Source organism: Nitratireductor kimnyeongensis, from assembly GCF_019891395.1.
Lineage (GTDB): Bacteria > Pseudomonadota > Alphaproteobacteria > Rhizobiales > Rhizobiaceae > Nitratireductor > Nitratireductor kimnyeongensis.
This window is the reverse complement of sequence record NZ_CP078143.1, coordinates 181,959-197,203: the sequence shown is the minus strand read 5'-3', so window position 1 is coordinate 197,203 and position 15,245 is coordinate 181,959. Positions and strand designations below refer to the sequence as shown.

Annotated in this window: 13 protein-coding genes and 1 tRNA gene; 11 read left to right on the top strand and 3 right to left on the bottom strand. The window is 59.1% G+C overall.

Annotation, left to right across the window (positions count from 1 at the left end; all coding sequences use genetic code 11):
* Positions 1 to 4: 4 nt before the first annotated feature.
* The 3 genes from surE to KW403_RS00905 all read left to right on the top strand — a co-directional run bounded on the left by surE (position 5) and on the right by KW403_RS00905 (position 3,158).
* A complete protein-coding gene (gene surE, locus KW403_RS00915; protein ID WP_223020924.1) occupies positions 5 to 763 on the top strand; it encodes a 5'/3'-nucleotidase SurE in 759 nt (252 codons plus the stop codon).
* A complete protein-coding gene (locus tag KW403_RS00910; protein ID WP_223020923.1) occupies positions 760 to 1,413 on the top strand; it encodes a protein-L-isoaspartate(D-aspartate) O-methyltransferase in 654 nt (217 codons plus the stop codon). The genes surE and KW403_RS00910 overlap by 4 nt, the downstream gene beginning before the upstream one ends.
* A gap of 110 nt (positions 1,414 to 1,523) precedes the next feature.
* Complete coding sequence (locus tag KW403_RS00905; protein WP_223020922.1) at positions 1,524 to 3,158, top strand: LysM peptidoglycan-binding domain-containing M23 family metallopeptidase; 1,635 nt, start codon at positions 1,524 to 1,526, stop codon at positions 3,156 to 3,158.
* Positions 3,159 to 3,246: 88 nt separating this feature from the next.
* Here the strand turns inward: KW403_RS00905 and KW403_RS00900 are convergent, their stop codons facing one another.
* Entirely contained in the window at positions 3,247 to 4,125 is an 879-nt protein-coding gene (locus KW403_RS00900; protein ID WP_223020921.1) for an ATP-binding protein, read from the bottom strand.
* A gap of 242 nt (positions 4,126 to 4,367) precedes the next feature.
* Here KW403_RS00900 and yajC point away from each other — a divergent pair, with 242 nt between their 5' ends.
* From yajC to KW403_RS00875, 5 genes are all read left to right on the top strand, one after another.
* A complete protein-coding gene (gene yajC / locus KW403_RS00895) occupies positions 4,368 to 4,715 on the top strand; it encodes a preprotein translocase subunit YajC (RefSeq protein WP_223020920.1) in 348 nt (115 codons plus the stop codon).
* Between the two features lie 70 nt (positions 4,716 to 4,785).
* On the top strand, positions 4,786 to 7,356 hold the full coding sequence (gene secDF / locus KW403_RS00890; RefSeq protein WP_223020919.1) for a protein translocase subunit SecDF: 2,571 nt from the start codon (positions 4,786 to 4,788) through the stop codon (positions 7,354 to 7,356).
* A complete protein-coding gene (locus KW403_RS00885; RefSeq protein WP_223020918.1) occupies positions 7,356 to 7,745 on the top strand; it encodes an Mth938-like domain-containing protein in 390 nt (129 codons plus the stop codon). The genes secDF and KW403_RS00885 overlap by 1 nt, the downstream gene beginning before the upstream one ends.
* A gap of 1 nt (position 7,746) precedes the next feature.
* On the top strand, positions 7,747 to 8,595 hold the full coding sequence (locus KW403_RS00880) for a phytoene/squalene synthase family protein (protein ID WP_223020917.1): 849 nt from the start codon (positions 7,747 to 7,749) through the stop codon (positions 8,593 to 8,595).
* A 191-nt stretch (positions 8,596 to 8,786) separates the two neighbouring features.
* Positions 8,787 to 10,430, top strand: a complete 1,644-nt coding sequence (locus KW403_RS00875) for a DUF4153 domain-containing protein (protein ID WP_246637844.1) — start codon at positions 8,787 to 8,789, stop codon at positions 10,428 to 10,430.
* A gap of 92 nt (positions 10,431 to 10,522) precedes the next feature.
* On the opposite strand, the gene trmFO is transcribed toward KW403_RS00875, so the two are convergent.
* Positions 10,523 to 11,926: a methylenetetrahydrofolate--tRNA-(uracil(54)-C(5))-methyltransferase (FADH(2)-oxidizing) TrmFO gene (gene trmFO / locus KW403_RS00870; protein WP_223020915.1), complete on the bottom strand. Its 1,404-nt coding sequence runs from the start codon at positions 11,924 to 11,926 to the stop codon at positions 10,523 to 10,525.
* Between the two features lie 243 nt (positions 11,927 to 12,169).
* Between trmFO and KW403_RS00865 the strand changes: the two genes are divergently transcribed.
* Complete coding sequence (locus KW403_RS00865) at positions 12,170 to 12,619, top strand: hypothetical protein (RefSeq protein ID WP_246637843.1); 450 nt, start codon at positions 12,170 to 12,172, stop codon at positions 12,617 to 12,619.
* Positions 12,620 to 13,117: 498 nt separating this feature from the next.
* On the opposite strand, the gene KW403_RS00860 is transcribed toward KW403_RS00865, so the two are convergent.
* The gene (locus tag KW403_RS00860) at positions 13,118 to 13,258 is read right to left on the bottom strand and encodes a DUF1127 domain-containing protein (RefSeq protein ID WP_007008226.1); all 141 of its coding nucleotides are present in this window, start codon (positions 13,256 to 13,258) and stop codon (positions 13,118 to 13,120) included.
* A gap of 330 nt (positions 13,259 to 13,588) precedes the next feature.
* Here KW403_RS00860 and KW403_RS00855 point away from each other — a divergent pair.
* Positions 13,589 to 13,673, top strand: a tRNA-Leu gene (locus KW403_RS00855).
* An 88-nt stretch (positions 13,674 to 13,761) separates the two neighbouring features.
* Entirely contained in the window at positions 13,762 to 15,198 is a 1,437-nt protein-coding gene (tig, locus tag KW403_RS00850) for a trigger factor (protein ID WP_223020913.1), read from the top strand.
* Positions 15,199 to 15,245 lie beyond the last annotated feature (47 nt).

Here is a 15,245-nt window from a genome sequence, read left to right as displayed (position 1 = left end):
GACTTTGCGCATTCTATTGACCAATGACGATGGCATTCACGCGGAAGGACTGGCGACGCTGGAGCGGATCGCCCGCACGCTGAGCGACGATGTGTGGGTGGTGGCGCCGGAAACCGATCAGTCGGGCTTTGCCCATTCGCTGTCATTGTCCGAGCCGCTCAGGATGCGCAAGATCGACGACCGGCATTTTGCCCTGCGCGGCACGCCCACGGATTGCGTGATCATGGGTGTGCGGCACGTGATGGACACGCCGCCGGACCTGATCCTGTCCGGTGTCAACAACGGCACCAACATCGCTGATGACGTTACCTATTCAGGCACCATTGCCGGTGCCATGGAAGGAACGCTTCTTGGCATTCCGTCGTTCGCGTTGAGCCAAGCTTATGATTTCACCGACGAGAGCCGGTACATCCCCTTCGCGACGGCAGAGGCGCTTGCGCCGCCAATCCTGAAGAAGTTGATCGAACGGCCGATGCCCGAGGGTGTGCTGGTCAACATCAACTTCCCCAACTGCACACCTGAGGAAGCCAAGGGTACGCTGGTGACCGTGCAAGGCAAGATGGTGCACGGGCTCAATATCGAGGAGCGCCGCGACGGGCGCAACTATCCCTATTACTGGCTGCGCTTCGGGCGCAAGCAGGCCGACATTCGCCAGGGCAGCGACCAGGCGGCAGTGCGTGATGGCTATGTTTCGGTCACGCCGCTGCATCTTGACCTGACGGCGCACGAGGTGCGCGATCAGTTGGCCAAGGCGCTGGCATGATCGAACCGGGGCAGGAGCGAGAGAGCTTTGCCGCCTTCATGCTGCGCATGCGCGCCAGCGGGGTGGGGAGCAAGGAACTCTTCGCCGCGATGGAAGCGACGCCGCGTGGCAGCTTTCTGCCTTCGGAATGGTATGGGCTTGCCTGGTCCAACCGCATGGTGCCGATTGCCTGCGGCGAAGCGATCGAGGGGTGTGATCTGCAGGCACAGGTGATCGATGCGCTGGGACTGTCTTCAGGGCATCGCGTTCTTGAAATCGGCACTGGTTCCGGCTTCACGGCAGCCGTGATGGCACGTCTGTCGGGGAGGGTGCTCACACTCGACCGCTACCGAACGCTGGGAGCGGAGGCCCGGATGCGCTGGGACCATCTGGGCATCAGCAATGTGGTTGCGCGCCATGCCGATGGAACTGATGGGGCCTCCGCTGACGGCCCCTTCGACCGAATCGTTTCCTGGGCCGCCTTCGACGATTTGCCACGGCGATTTGTGGATCAGTTATCGACAGGCGGTATCATGATCGCGCCGATCGGACCCGGAAATGATGTTCAAACCGTTGCCAAGCTGGAGAAAGTTGGCAGTAGGTTTGAGCGGACGGATATAGCGGAAACCCGCCTCCAACCTCTTCTGAAAGGTGTTTCGTCAGCGATTTGAAACCGCGAGAAACAGCTCCATTTATTAATTTCCGCGCTCGGCTTAACTGCTGAGTAACATTAACGCGTTTTAATTGCTCGTGTTCAGGTATTGGGTACGCGGGTAGTCAAATGCGTTGTATTGCACGGAATTTCGATCGCGCGCTTTTGCGCGGAGCCGCTGTCATCTTGATTGGCGGTGTGGCGGCAGGATGCAGCTCAGACCTCTCGCGCTTCAAGTCCAGCGACTTTGCTGATGCGCGATCGACAAATCGCAGTGTTGCGATGGCGCCAGCCAGCCAGCCTTATCCCGGCGATATGGCCAGCGGCCTTGACACGACCTACACCGGATCGATCAGCAGACAGAGCGGGGGACCACGGCCGTCAGCCTCTGTAGGCGGCTCGATGCAGCAGCCTTTGCCGGCGCCCACCAATACGGCGGCACGCGCTGCGACCCGGCCGGTCGACCTGACAACGCCCAGTGTTGCCAGCGGCAGTGTGCAGCGTCAGCCTGTCGCGGCACCAACGCAGCAGGCACCGGTGGTGGCGGCTGCCCCTCAGCCACAGCTTGACCGCACTCCGACCGGATCCATAGCACGTCAGCCGGCGCAGGAACCGGCTCGCAGTGGCAACAGCACCGATAGTGGCTGGAGCGATGTGGGTGGTACCACGATCACCGTGCGCGAGGGCGAGACCGCTTACAATCTGTCGCGGCGTTTTGGCGTTCCTGTCGGGGCAATCCTCGGCGCGAACAATCTGTCGAGCGCGTCCGATCTGAAGGCCGGGCGCCAGATCGTCATCCCCACTTATGTTTATTCTCGGAGAGCGCCCGTCTCTGCACCGGACAATGATGCGCGCGCGCAGCAGCAGCAGCAGGCTGCACGTCAGCCGATCCCGAACGAGCCGGCACCGCAACGCGAGCCGCAGGAGCGCCTTGCTGTCCTGCGCGAAACGCCGCGGCCAAAACCGCGCCCGCAAGGGGCAGAGACCAACAATCCGGCAGCCAATGCCAATAGCGGTGGTGGCAGCACGGGTGCTTCGCCTGCCAACTCGGCTGCGGGCGGGTCCTATACAGTCGTTTCAGGCGATACCCTTTATGGCATCGCCCGCAAGACCGGAGCGAGTGTCGGCGCTATCAAGGCGGCCAATGGCCTTTCGGATGGATATTTGCGGGTCGGGCAAACGTTGGCCATTCCTTCCGGCAATGGTGGCCAGCAGACCCAGGTGGCAAGTGTACCCCAGCAAAATGTCGACAAAACAACGACAAGTGCCACGACACGCGAACCCGCGCCGGTGGTGAAGGCATCCGCGCCGCAGGCAACCTCTTCCACGCAGACCCAGGTTGCAGCCGTTGCAACGCAGAGCAACGATATCGCGCCGGACTCGACCGGCATCGGCAAGCTGCGCTGGCCTGTTCGTGGGCGCGTCGTTTCGGATTTCGGCAGCACGTCCGGTTCGGCCCGGAACGATGGCATCGACATCGCCGTCCCGGCAGGCACGCCCGTCAAGGCGGCGGAGAACGGGGTTGTGATCTATGCCGGCGACGGGCTCAAGGAATTCGGAAATACAGTGCTGGTGCGACACGATGATGGCATGGTGACGGTATACGGGCATGCCAGCGCGCTTCGGGTCAAACGTGGCGAGAAGGTGCGGCGCGGGCAGGAAATCGCATTGTCAGGCATGAGCGGCAGTGCCGATCGTCCCAAGTTGCACTTTGAAGTGCGTAAGGATGCAACGCCGGTGAACCCGAGCGGCTATCTGGAATAAGCGTTCCCTGAATAATGAAAAAAGCTGCGGCCTGCCAGACCTCCGGTCAGGCCGCCTCTTTGACCCGCCCGAAAGGGCGGGTTTTTGTTTATGTGTCCAACCGTTTGCCGAGACGGCCGGCAAGGTCCTGGATGAACTGCCAAGCCACACGCCCGGATCGGCTCCCCCGCGTTGTCGACCATTCGAGCGCATCGGCGCGGAGCGCTTCCGGGTCTATGTCGAGGCCATAGTGAGCAACATAGCCTCTGACCATTTCCAGATAATCGTCCTGGGAACATTTGTGAAAGCCGAGCCAGAGCCCGAAACGATCCGACAAGGAGACCTTCTCCTCCACTGCCTCCGAGGGGTTGATGGCCGTGGAACGCTCGTTCTCGATCATGTCGCGCGGGAGAAGATGGCGCCGATTGGAGGTGGCGTAAAGGATGACATTTGACGGACGGCCCTCGACACCGCCTTCCAGCGCAGCCTTGAGTGATTTGTAGGACGTGTCGTTCTGATCGAAGGACAGATCGTCGCAGAACAGGATGAAGCGGAAGGGGGCAGGTTTGAGGAATGCCATGAGTTGGGGAAGCGTTTCTATGTCTTCCCGATGGATCTCTACCAGTTTGAGAGGTGGCTGTCCGGCGGCTGCGGTGCGGTTGACCTCCGCGTGCACTGCCTTGACCAGCGAAGATTTTCCCATGCCCCGGGCCCCCCACAAGAGGACGTTGTTGGCTGGAAGGCTTTTGGCAAAACGCTCGGTGTTGTCCGACAGAATGTCACGAACGCGATCGACGCCGCGGATGAGAGCCATTTCCACCCGATTGACGTTTTCCACGGGTTCCAGGGCTTTTCGTTCAGCCTGCCAGACAAAACAGTCGGCGACATCGAACCGGGGAGGTGTGATGGGTGCAGGGCCAAGGTTCTGGATCACTGCGATCAACCTGTCCAGCTTTTCGATCAACACTTCGATGGTCTTGTCGGACATGATTCCCTCATGAAAGCGCATGTTGCCACAAATTGCGTACCGTACGGTACGGTTCTCTCATGCGGCCGTGTTATTTGCAAGCCGGGAAGGGGGCATTGCGGTACTGAGTGCGTAGCCGGAGTCCACATGCAATCAGAAGTCCGTGTGCAGAGACGGCGAACAGTTGCAATGAATAGGCGAAAGTCTATATTCCGGCCACATTTATGACCAGCCGGGTGTCCGGCGCATATCAGGAGTTTTCGATGTTTGTTACCCCGGCATACGCACAGGCTGGCGCAGGTGGAGCGCCTGACATCTTTGTCAGCATTCTGCCTTTCGTCCTGATCTTTGTGATCATGTATTTTCTTATCATCCGTCCGCAGCGCCAGCAGATGAAGAAGCGGACCGAAATGCTGGCTGCTGTTCGCCGCGGCGACACGGTGGTTACGGGTGGCGGCCTTGTCGGAAAGGTGACGAAGGTCATCAACGATGCCGAGCTTGAGATCGATCTTGGTGGCGGGAACAAGGTTACGGCGATGCGCTCCATGCTTGCCGAAGTGCGCGTCAAGGGCGAGCCGGTGGCCGACAACAGTCAAGCCGCCAAGAAATAACCGCAATATGACGTGATTGCCGGGAAGGGCCGGCAAAAACGGCCCTTCCAAACCGAACCGACGAGGCCCCATGCTACATTTCTCGCGCTGGCAAACGATCCTCATATGGCTGGCCGTGGCGCTTGGCGTCGCCTATGCGGCGCCGAACATCATTCCGCAATCCTACCTGTCCTCGATGCCGAGCTGGGCGCCTTCGCGGTCGATGACCCTGGGTCTCGACCTTCAGGGCGGTTCACATATTCTTTTGCAGATCGAAAAGCAGGAACTTATCGAAGAGCGTATCGTCACGACGCGTGACGATATCCGCAGGCTGCTGCGCGAAAAGCGGATCGGCTATACGGGGCTGACAGGATCGGGCCAGTCTGTTCAGGTTCGCATTCGCGATGCGGGGCAGGTGGCGGAGGCCAAGGAAGCGCTCCGCGATCTGACCCAGCCGGTCAATTCGGGCCTGTTCGGTGGGGGGACCGTCACCGAACTCCAACTGACGGAGCCGGAGGCCGGACTGCTGCGCTATTCGTTGACGGAGGAGGGAATCAACTACCGGGTTTCCTCTGCCTTGTCTCAGTCCATCGAAGTGGTGGGGCGTCGTGTCAACGAGCTCGGCACGACCGAGCCTATCATTCAGCGTCAGGGTGAGGACCGAATTCTCGTCCAGGTGCCGGGGCTTCAGGATCCCCAGCGTCTGAAAGATATTCTTGGCCAGACGGCCAAGCTTACGTTCCAGATGGTGGATCAGTCGGTCCCCGTGCAGGAGGCCATCAATGGACGCCCTCCCATTGGAACGACCATCAAGTATTCGGTGGACGATCCACCGGTTCCCTATCTGATCGAAGATCGTGTCATCGTTTCGGGTGAAAACCTCGTGGATGCTCAGGCGACATTCGATCAGCGGACCAACGAGCCCGTCGTGAGCTTCCGCTTCGACACAAAGGGCGCAACCCGTTTCGGCCAGGCGACACAGGAAAATGTCGGGCGGTTGTTCGCCATCATTCTTGACGATCAGGTCATCTCTGCACCGCAAATCCGCGAACCCATTCTGGGCGGCACCGGCCAGATATCGGGAAGTTTCGACGTTCAGTCGGCGAATGATCTGGCTGTTCTGCTCCGCGCCGGCGCGCTGCCGGCTACCCTGACCATCATTGAAGAGCGTACTGTCGGTCCGGGCCTTGGGCAGGACTCGATCGACGCCGGCAAGATCGCTTCGGTCATCGGTGCGGCTCTGGTTGTTCTGTTCATGATTGCGGCCTACGGGTTGCTCGGTGTGTTCGCCGTGGTGGCGCTCGCAGCGAATGTGACCATGATCATCGCGATTCTTTCAGCGCTGGGAGCAACCCTCACGCTTCCCGGCATTGCCGGTATCGTTCTGACAATTGGCATGGCTGTGGACTCCAGCGTGCTCATTTTCGAGCGCATACGCGAAGAGCGGGCCGGCGGGCGTTCGTTGATCCAGGCCGTCGATACGGGATTTTCCAAGGCCTTGGCGACCATTGTCGACGCCAATGTGACGACACTGATCGCCGCCATCATCCTTTTCTATCTCGGTTCGGGACCGATCCGCGGCTTTGCTGTTACGCTTGCCATCGGCATCGCGACGACCGTGTTCACAGCCTACACGCTGACACGCTGGATCGTGGCCGACTGGGTGCGCCGTCGTCGTCCGAAGGAATTGCCGCGCACGCCGCTGCGTTTCGTGCCGGACAATACGAGCATCGGCTTCATGAAGCTGCGGCGTGTCACCTTTACGCTCTCGGCGATAGCATCGATAGCTGCGGTGGCGTTGTTCATGACCGTGAATATGAACTACGGCATCGACTTCAAGGGCGGTTCCTCGATCGAGGTCCAGTCTCGCGAAGGCCCGGCGGATCTCAGCGATATCCGTGCACGCCTTTCCGATCTCAACCTTGGGGAAGTGCAGGTTCAGGAGTTCGGTGATCCGCGCGAGGTGCTGATCCGGGTGCAGGCGCAGGACGGCGGCGAGAATGCAGAGCAGACCGTGATTACCAAGATACGCGGTGAGCTCGAGGATGCTTATGAATTCCGCCGTGTCGAAGTGGTCGGACCGACGGTTTCTGGTGAACTGGCCCGCGCCGGCACCATAGCGGTTCTCGTATCGCTGATGGCCATCCTGATCTACATCTGGCTGCGGTTCGAATGGCAATTCGCCGTGGGGGCGATCCTGGCGACGCTGCACGATGTGATCATGACCGTCGGGTTCTTCGTGATCACCGGGATCGAGTTCAATCTTTCGAGTATTGCGGCGATCCTGACGATCGTGGGTTACTCGCTGAACGACACTGTGGTCGTCTATGATCGCGTGCGAGAGAATCTCAGACGGTTCAAGAAGATGCCGCTGCCTGAGCTTCTCAACCTGTCGATGAACCAGACGCTGTCGCGCACCATCATGACGTCGGTGACGACGCTGCTGGCGCTGGCTGCGCTGTTTGTCTTCGGCGGCGAGGTCATTCGCTCCTTCACGGCTGCCATGATCTTCGGTGTGGTGATCGGCACCTACTCATCGATCTTCATTGCCGGACCACTGCTTATCCTGTTCCGCATGCGCTCCACTGGCGCGCTGGGAGCTGAGCAGGCTGATGCTGACACCGCCGGGTCGGACACGACCGGACAACTGCCGGCCAAGTGATGGCGGGCGGTATCGAAATACGCGCGGCCCATTTCCCGGGCCGCGCGCCGATTGATGCTTATGGCAATGGCGGGTTCCGCTTTGCCGACATGTCCCATCGCGGCTCCATCCTGTGTCTGCCCTCGGGCATTCACGGATGGGAGGTCAGTGGGTTCGGCGAACTGGAGGAGGCAGATCTTGCCCGCCTGTTCGATGAGGCCAGTGAATTCGACATCCTGCTTGTCGGTACTGGCGAGCAGCTGATTCCGATGCCGGTTGAGCTTCGCAAGCGATTTCGCGAGGCCGGCGTGGCGGTGGAGACCATGGCCACCGGCGCGGCGGTGCGGACTTACAATGTGCTTCTGGCCGAGGACCGCACTGTGGCTGCAGCGCTGATCGCTGTCGATTAAGATGACTGACCGGCATCAATACATCGTTTCTCTGGTGCGGGATGCCGACCCGGATCGCTATCTTTCGGTCCTCTATGCTCCGGAAGAAAAGCGCTCAGCGCTTTTCGCACTTTATGCGTTCAACGCCGAGGTGGCGGGAATACGGGACCGTGTGAGCGAAGCCCTGCCGGGCGAGGTGCGGCTTCAGTTCTGGCGTGACGTTCTGATGGCACAGACAGATTCGGAAAGCGCGGAAGGCTCGCCCCTGGCGGTTGCACTGCTTGACGCTGTGCGTTCTCATCAGCTTCCGGTACAGCCTTTGCTCGACCTCCTGGAAGCGCGCACCTTCGATCTTTATGACGATCCGATGCCGAGCCGCAATGATCTGGAAGGTTATTGCGGTGAAACGGCGTCCGCACTGATCCAGCTTGCCGCGCTGGTGCTCGACACTCCTGCAGCCATGCGATTTTCCGAGGTTGCCGGCCATGCCGGCTGCGCTCAGGCGATCACTGGGCTCCTGCGAATGCTGCCAATCCATCGCAGGAGAGGGCAGTGCTATATCCCCGCCGATCTGCTTGCCGCGGCGGGAATCTCGCGCGAGGCTTTGTTGAACGGAGATGACGAGGCAGGATCGAAGCGTGCACTTGCCGCCATGATTGCGCTTGGCAGGCATCATATTGCCAGATTTGAAGAAGGAGCGAGAGACCTTCCAAGCAGTCTGCGTCCGGCGTTTCTGCCTGCGGGTCTTTCAGACGCTTACCTTGAACGCCTTGAGGCTCAGGGAGAGGCGGCGCTTGACGAATTCGTGTCGCTCTCCTTGTGGCGGCGGCATTGGCTCATGTTGAAACATGCTGTTAGAGGTTGGCGATAAGCCATTAACGCCATTGCCCTATTTGCGCCGCTGTGAGGTGCTCGTGTTTCGCCAGCGGTCCAGATTGAGGAAACCTCTTGTCTCAAAAGCTGAATAGAACCCTTGCGGGCACTGGCTGGTTGGCGTCATGGAAAGAAGCCGTTTCCGCAATGGGAGAAGCTGTCTCACGCTTCCCTGTCGCTGTGGCATTTATGTTTGTAGCAACGGTGCAGGCCAATGCCATCATTGCTCATGAAACGCTGTTCTCGTCCCGGCTTTTCGGCATTGTGCCTCAGGAAAGGCAGATCTTCGCGCTGATTGCGGCAGTGGTCGCGTCATTTGCCGCAACGCTGTTCGCCGAAGCCAGGAGTATCTCAGGGTGGCCGCATTACGCCTTGACGGCTCTTGCAGGACTGGTGGCCTTCATCGTGATGTGGCCAACTTTCGGCGTGCGAACTGTGGAGTGGGCTTTTCTTCTCTCTCTGATGACGCTCACACCCCTTGCGCCCTTCGTAGGCAGGGAATCAGGTGATGCCTTCTGGATGTTCACGGCACGTCTCGTTTATGCCGCAGCTCTCGCGATCCTCGCCTTTTTCATCTTCGGCGGTGGTGTTTCTGCGATCCTGACAAGCCTCACACATCTCTTCGGTGTCGGCATACCGAACAGCTTTTATGGTCACAGCTGGGTTTCCATCGGGCTCTTCGTTGCCCCGCTCTTCGGTCTTGGTCAGACACCCACCAAATTCGATGAGGAGCCGGGCGGGCGCGAACATGACATGATGCGACATGGAATGCGCGCACTCGGCGACTTTGCTGCGGTCCCACTTCTCATCATCTATGCGGTGATCTTGCATCTCTACACATTGAAAATCGTTATCACCGGCGAGGTCCCGGAGGGGCAGATCGGTTGGTTGGTCCTCACCTACGGTGTCTGTACCGTCGCGGTTCTGCTTTTGACCAAGCCGTTCCTCGATACGGCACGCGCGCCGACCCGATTTTTCGTGCGATTTTGGCCATTGATCCTTCCGGTGCCGCTCGGCCTTCTGTTTTACGCTTTGTGGCTGCGTGTGGGCGCGTTCGGATGGACCGTGGATCGGTACTTCCTGGGGCTTTTTGGCGGTGTGACGCTTGCTTTGGTCGTTCTGCAGACGGTACGGCCTGTGCGCGGCGACATCCGGGTCGTCGCAGGGTTGCCAGTGATTGCGCTTCTGATTGGCAGTTTCGGGCCCCAGGGGGCTATCGACCGGTCGATCACGTCGCAGCAGGCACGCTTTCTTGAGATCGTCCGCGGCGAGCCCGACGATCAACAAACGAAGGCGGAAGCACTAGCCGTGCTGCGCTATCTCAGTGAAGAGAATGCCGAGCTTGGTGTGGCGCCTGAAGGGTTCTCGCCGTCTGGAGAAGAAAGCCTTTACCGGCAGGTTGCGCATGCGTGGAACCTGGATCCGGACAATCCTGTACAGCGTGGGCGTCAATGGTATTCTTATGACAGGAACTCGACCGTTATGGTCGCTCTGGATGGGTTCGATGTGCTTTTTCAGCACGTAAGAGTAGACCAAAAGGATGGTGCCAACAGCCCCTTGTCATTGCCTGACGGAACCAGTCTCAAATTGACTCTGAACAAGAACGAAGTTTCGCTGACCTCGGAAACAGGCACCCCAACCCTCTTCAAGGTCGAAACCTCAAGAATAGTCGAACTGTCTACTCAAGCTGACCAATCAGCTTTGTTACGCCTCGAGGCGGACGGGAAGCAGATCCTATTGATCCCCACTACTCTTTCTGCCAGTTCATACCCCGAAACTGTGCTGACGCATTTCTATGGCGCGGTGGTTCTGCGCAGCAGCGACTGGGAATGAGGGTTTGGCGACAATTGCAAATGCCCTGAATGAACAAGGGGTGCGCCAACCGCACCCCTGACAGCTTGCATTTCAAAGCATGAGAGGCCGAGCTATTCAGCTGCTGCAGCTGCGGGAAGCCGATCGAGCCATGCCTTGAAATCCTCAAGCGCGCGCGCCGTGAGCGCCTTCTTCTTGGCAACGGATTTCTCCTTTCCACGAAGCCGCTTGCCTTCGGGCTTGGGAACCTCGATGGGAGGGAAGAGGCCGAAATTGACGTTCATCGGCTGGAATGAACGCTTGCCGGGCTCGTCATCCGAAAGGATATGGCCGCCGGTGATATGGTTGAGCAGAGCGCCGAAAGCGGTGGTCTCTGGCGGGGTCGCAATCGGGCGCCCCAAGCGTTCGGCAGCAGCAAACCGCCCCGCGAGCAGTCCCATGGACGCGCTTTCCACATAGCCCTCGCAACCGGTGATCTGACCGGCGAAGCGCAGGCCATCGCGGCCTTTCAATTGCAATGTGCCGTCAAGAAGCGTCGGCGAATTGAGATAGGTGTTGCGGTGTAATCCGCCCAGACGAGCAAATTCGGCATTCTCCAGACCGGGAATCATCCGAAAGATCCGAGTTTGCTCGCCATATTTCAGTTTCGTCTGGAAGCCGACCATGTTGTACAGCGTTCCGAGCGCGTTGTCCTGACGAAGCTGGACAACGGCATAGGCCTTTTCGTCCGGCTTGTGCGCATTGGTCAGGCCCATGGGTTTCATGGGGCCATGCCGAAGCGTTTCAGGGCCGCGTTCGGCCATGACTTCAATCGGCAGGCAGCCATCGAAATAGGGAGTGCCTTCCCATTCCTTGAACTCTGTCTTGCCGCCGTCGAGCAGGGCCTGGATGAAGGCTTCATACTGTGCCTTGTCCATTGGGCAGTTGATATAGTCCTTGCCCGTGCCGCCGGGACCGACCTTGTCATAGCGCGACTGGAACCATGCAACGTCGAGATTGATGGAATCGAAATGGACGATGGGAGCGATGGCGTCGAAGAACGCGAGAGACTCTGCGCCGGTTGCCTCTGAAATGGCTTCTGCGAGTGCCGGTGCGGTGAGCGGACCTGTCGCGATGATCGCCTGATCCCAGTCCTCCGGCGGCAGCCCGGTGATTTCTCCGCGCTCGATGGTGATGAGCGGATGAGCGTCGAGCGCTGCCGTGACCGCTTGGGAAAAACCGTCACGATCCACAGCGAGCGCACCGCCAGCGGGCACCTGATTGGCATCGCCGCAACGCATAATGAGCGAATCCGCCAGCCGCATCTCTGCGTGCAGGAGGCCGACAGCATTGGTTTCTGCGTCGTCGGATCGAAAGGAGTTTGAGCAGACCAGCTCTGCAAGACCGTCGGTCTTGTGAGCATCGGTGCCACGCACGGGACGCATCTCGTGTAGAATGACAGGAACCCCTGCCTGCGCAATCTGCCAGGCAGCCTCTGAACCGGCGAGCCCGCCGCCTATGATGTGTATTGGTTTCATGGGATGGAGATAAGCCGCCATTTCGACGAATGCAACGGCAGAGGACGGGGCGCTAACCAAATATGCGTTCCACGACCGGGAGCGCTTCCCTTGGCGGTGAACGCGCCTTAAGTTGAGCGGATGGGGCTTGGAATTTTACGTCTTGGAGCGATTTGTGCTGCGTTCGCACTCTTTTGGGTGGGGGGCGCAAATGCTGAGCGTATATATATTTGCAGCGGCTATGGCTGCTTTTACAAGAAAAGCATGTCGATTGATGCTGCGATGAGGCAGCGGCTAGCGGCCATCATGGCATCCGGCAAGGCATCTGCGAAGGCTGAACGGGCGGCCGTGTCAAAGGCCGTGCGCTATTTCGAGACAATGGCAACCGGGGTTCTCGGAGTGCGGGATGGCGCTAAATCGGCTCCGGGCGGAGCGCGCGTTTACGGACAGATGGACTGCATCGACGAATCGCGAAACACGCGCACGCTCCTGCGCTACCTCCAGCGACATGGGCTTCTTCGCCATCACGTTGTTCAGCGAAACTCCGCGCGCGGTTTTTTCCTCGACGTGCGCTACCCTCACGCGACAGCGGTACTGCGTGCAAAAAGCGGTGATGAGTGGGCGGTGGACAGCTGGTTCGAGCCAGCGGGTGGCGCACCGGACATCATGAGACTGGCCGAATGGAAAAAGCGCGGTGTTCGAGGCGCGCGGTAAGTTTCGAGGTGCACGGTAAGCCAAAAAAACGACGCCCGCCGAGGGAGGAGTTTCGGCGGGCGTCGTTTATGGGGTGACCGGCAATTTTGGGAGGAGGAGGTTGCCGGTCTATTCGCCAGGATTGGGAGGAGGTAACCCCGACGAAATCTATGAAACTCAATGTCTGACAGCGCCCATATAGTGTGGGATCTGCCCGGAAACAACACCCGCCGAGGGAGGAGGTTCGGCGGGTGTCGTTTTGGGATGACCGGCAATTGGGAGGAGGAGGTTGCCGGTCGTTTCCTTCGGAATTGGGAGGAGGATAACCCCGAAGGAAGCTCTGAAACTTTGTGGCCCGCTCTTTCGAACTTGCCGCCCCGTTCCAACACCTGCCGGGGGAGGAGGTTCCGGCAGGTGTTGAGTTTGGGTGACCGACAATTGGGAGGAGGAGGTTGTCGGCCGTATCCGTCAGGATCGGGAGGAGGTGACCCTGACGAAACTCAAAAATCGTTTGCGCCCTTAGAGGGACTTGCGCGCCACGAAGGGGATGTCGCCGCGGGAGATGCCCAGATCGTTCAGTTCACGATTGGACAGGCGGCTCAGCTCGGTGACGGTCTGCCGGTAACGGCGCCAGTTGCGGTAATTGCGGATGATGTTCATCTCAGTGCTCGCTTCGTAAATCCGTGTTCGTTGTTGAGCTTGAGATAATCCGAACCAGCGCTCGTTTGAAGTGCCAATGTTGCATGACAGCAATGCGATTTGTGCAATGCAACATGGCGCTTTTGCGGCTGCGTTGTGGCCAAGTGCCGGCGGCGATATAATCGATTTATGAAAGCGCAGGAAAAGGGGCTGTCGGCTCACAGGGTTGCTCTGCGTGCGATCCCTGTCAAAAAAGGCCTGAATCTTGCCAATTTCTCTTTGATAGACTAGGTGCAGGTGATATAGAACCCGCGCTTTCGGAAGCTTGGGGCGTTCCTTGGGTCTTTCGAAGCGGGTGTGGTGGAATTGGTAGACACGCAGGATTTAGGTTCCTGTGGCGCAAGCCGTGGGGGTTCAAGTCCCTCCACCCGCACCAGAAGGGCCATTCCCGGTAAGATTCCCCGACAGCAAGAGCGGTGGGCGCCGTGAAAGCGGCGGCAAAAGCGAATACAAAGGTATGATGGATGCAGGTAACCGAAACTCTCAATTCAGGGCTCAAGCGCGAACTTAAGGTCGTCGTTCCTGCCAAGGACTTGGAGGCGCGCCTCACCCAGCGTCTCGATGACGCGAAGGGCAAGGTCAACCTTAAGGGTTTCCGCCCCGGCAAAGTGCCCGCACAGCACCTGCGCCGCGTCTATGGCAAGTCGTTCATGGCCGAGGTCGTGAACGAAATCCTGGCCGATACGCAAAGCATCCTGACCGACCGCGGCGAGAAGCCGGCCATTCAGCCGGAAATCTCCATGACCGAGGACGAGAAGGAAGCAGAGAAGGTTCTTTCCGGCGATGCCGACTTCGAATTCTCCATGTCTTACGAAGTCATTCCGCCGATTGAGCTGAAGAGCTTTTCCGATATCAAGATCACGCGTCAGGTTTATGACGTGCCGGATGAGGAAGTCGAAGAGCAGGTCAAGCGCGTTGCCGATTCCGCCCGCACCTATGAGGTGAAGAAGGGCAAGGCCGCTGACGGCGACAAGGTGAAACTCGATTATCTCGGCAAGATTGATGGCGAGCCCTTTGATGGCGGCGCAGCTGAGGATTCCGAAGTCACGATCGGCATGAACCAGTTTATCGCCGGTTTCGAGGAGCAGCTCGTTGGCCTGAAGGCCGGAGATGAGACCACGATCAAGGTGACCTTCCCGGAAGAGTATGCGGCAGCGCATCTGGCCGGCAAGGAAGCCGAGTTCGACATCAAGGTGAAGGAAGTCTCCAAGCCGAATGAGCTGGAGATCAATGACGAGACTGCAAAGCAGCTTGGGCTGGAATCAGCCGACAAGCTGCGTGAGATCGTTCGTGGTCAGCTGGAAAACCAGTTCGGCCAGGTTACGCGCCAGAAGGCGAAGCGGCAGATTCTCGATGCGCTGGACGACGCCTACAAGTTCGAAGCGCCGTCCAAGCTGGTGGAAGCCGAGTTCGAGAATATCTGGAACCAGGTGACCCGCGACCTCGAGTCTGCCGGCCGCACCTTCGAAGACGAAGAAACCACCGAGGAAGAGGCGCGGGAAGAGTATCAGCGTCTTGCCGAGCGTCGCGTGCGTCTTGGTCTCGTGCTCTCCGAGATCGGCGAGAAGGCCGAGGTGACGATTGGTGACGAAGAGATGCAGCGTGCGCTCATCGAATCGATCCGCCGCTATCCGCCGCATCAGCAGCAGGAGATCTACGAGTTCTATCGTCAGAACCCGCAGGCCATGGCCAACATCCGGGCGCCGCTCTTCGAGGAGAAGGTTATTGACCATCTGCTCGGTGAAATCTCCGTCACTGACGAAAAGGTTTCGCGCGACGAGCTGATGGCGGATGATGAGGACGAAGCGGAGGCAAAGCCCGCGAAAAAGGAGAAGGCTGCTCCGAAAAAGAAAGCCGCTCCGAAAAAGGCTGCCGCCAAGAAGAAGGAAGAAAGCGAATAATCGCTGCTCTTCTTTCGAAACCAATGGAAAAGGCCGCTTTCTCAGCG

What these genes read in the sequence shown, in the direction of transcription:
- KW403_RS00910 (WP_223020923.1), top strand. Translation starts at nt 760, where the DNA reads ATGATCGAACCGGGGCAGGAGCGAGAGAGCTTTGCCGCCTTCATGCTG.
- KW403_RS00905 (WP_223020922.1), top strand. Translation starts at nt 1,524, where the DNA reads ATGCGTTGTATTGCACGGAATTTCGATCGCGCGCTTTTGCGCGGAGCC.
- KW403_RS00900 (WP_223020921.1), bottom strand. Translation starts at nt 4,125, where the DNA reads ATGTCCGACAAGACCATCGAAGTGTTGATCGAAAAGCTGGACAGGTTG.
- yajC (WP_223020920.1), top strand. Translation starts at nt 4,368, where the DNA reads ATGTTTGTTACCCCGGCATACGCACAGGCTGGCGCAGGTGGAGCGCCT.
- secDF (WP_223020919.1), top strand. Translation starts at nt 4,786, where the DNA reads ATGCTACATTTCTCGCGCTGGCAAACGATCCTCATATGGCTGGCCGTG.
- KW403_RS00885 (WP_223020918.1), top strand. Translation starts at nt 7,356, where the DNA reads ATGGCGGGCGGTATCGAAATACGCGCGGCCCATTTCCCGGGCCGCGCG.
- KW403_RS00880 (WP_223020917.1), top strand. Translation starts at nt 7,747, where the DNA reads ATGACTGACCGGCATCAATACATCGTTTCTCTGGTGCGGGATGCCGAC.
- KW403_RS00875 (WP_246637844.1), top strand. Translation starts at nt 8,787, where the DNA reads ATGTTTGTAGCAACGGTGCAGGCCAATGCCATCATTGCTCATGAAACG.
- trmFO (WP_223020915.1), bottom strand. Translation starts at nt 11,926, where the DNA reads ATGAAACCAATACACATCATAGGCGGCGGGCTCGCCGGTTCAGAGGCT.
- KW403_RS00865 (WP_246637843.1), top strand. Translation starts at nt 12,170, where the DNA reads ATGTCGATTGATGCTGCGATGAGGCAGCGGCTAGCGGCCATCATGGCA.
- KW403_RS00860 (WP_007008226.1), bottom strand. Translation starts at nt 13,258, where the DNA reads ATGAACATCATCCGCAATTACCGCAACTGGCGCCGTTACCGGCAGACC.
- tig (WP_223020913.1), top strand. Translation starts at nt 13,762, where the DNA reads ATGCAGGTAACCGAAACTCTCAATTCAGGGCTCAAGCGCGAACTTAAG.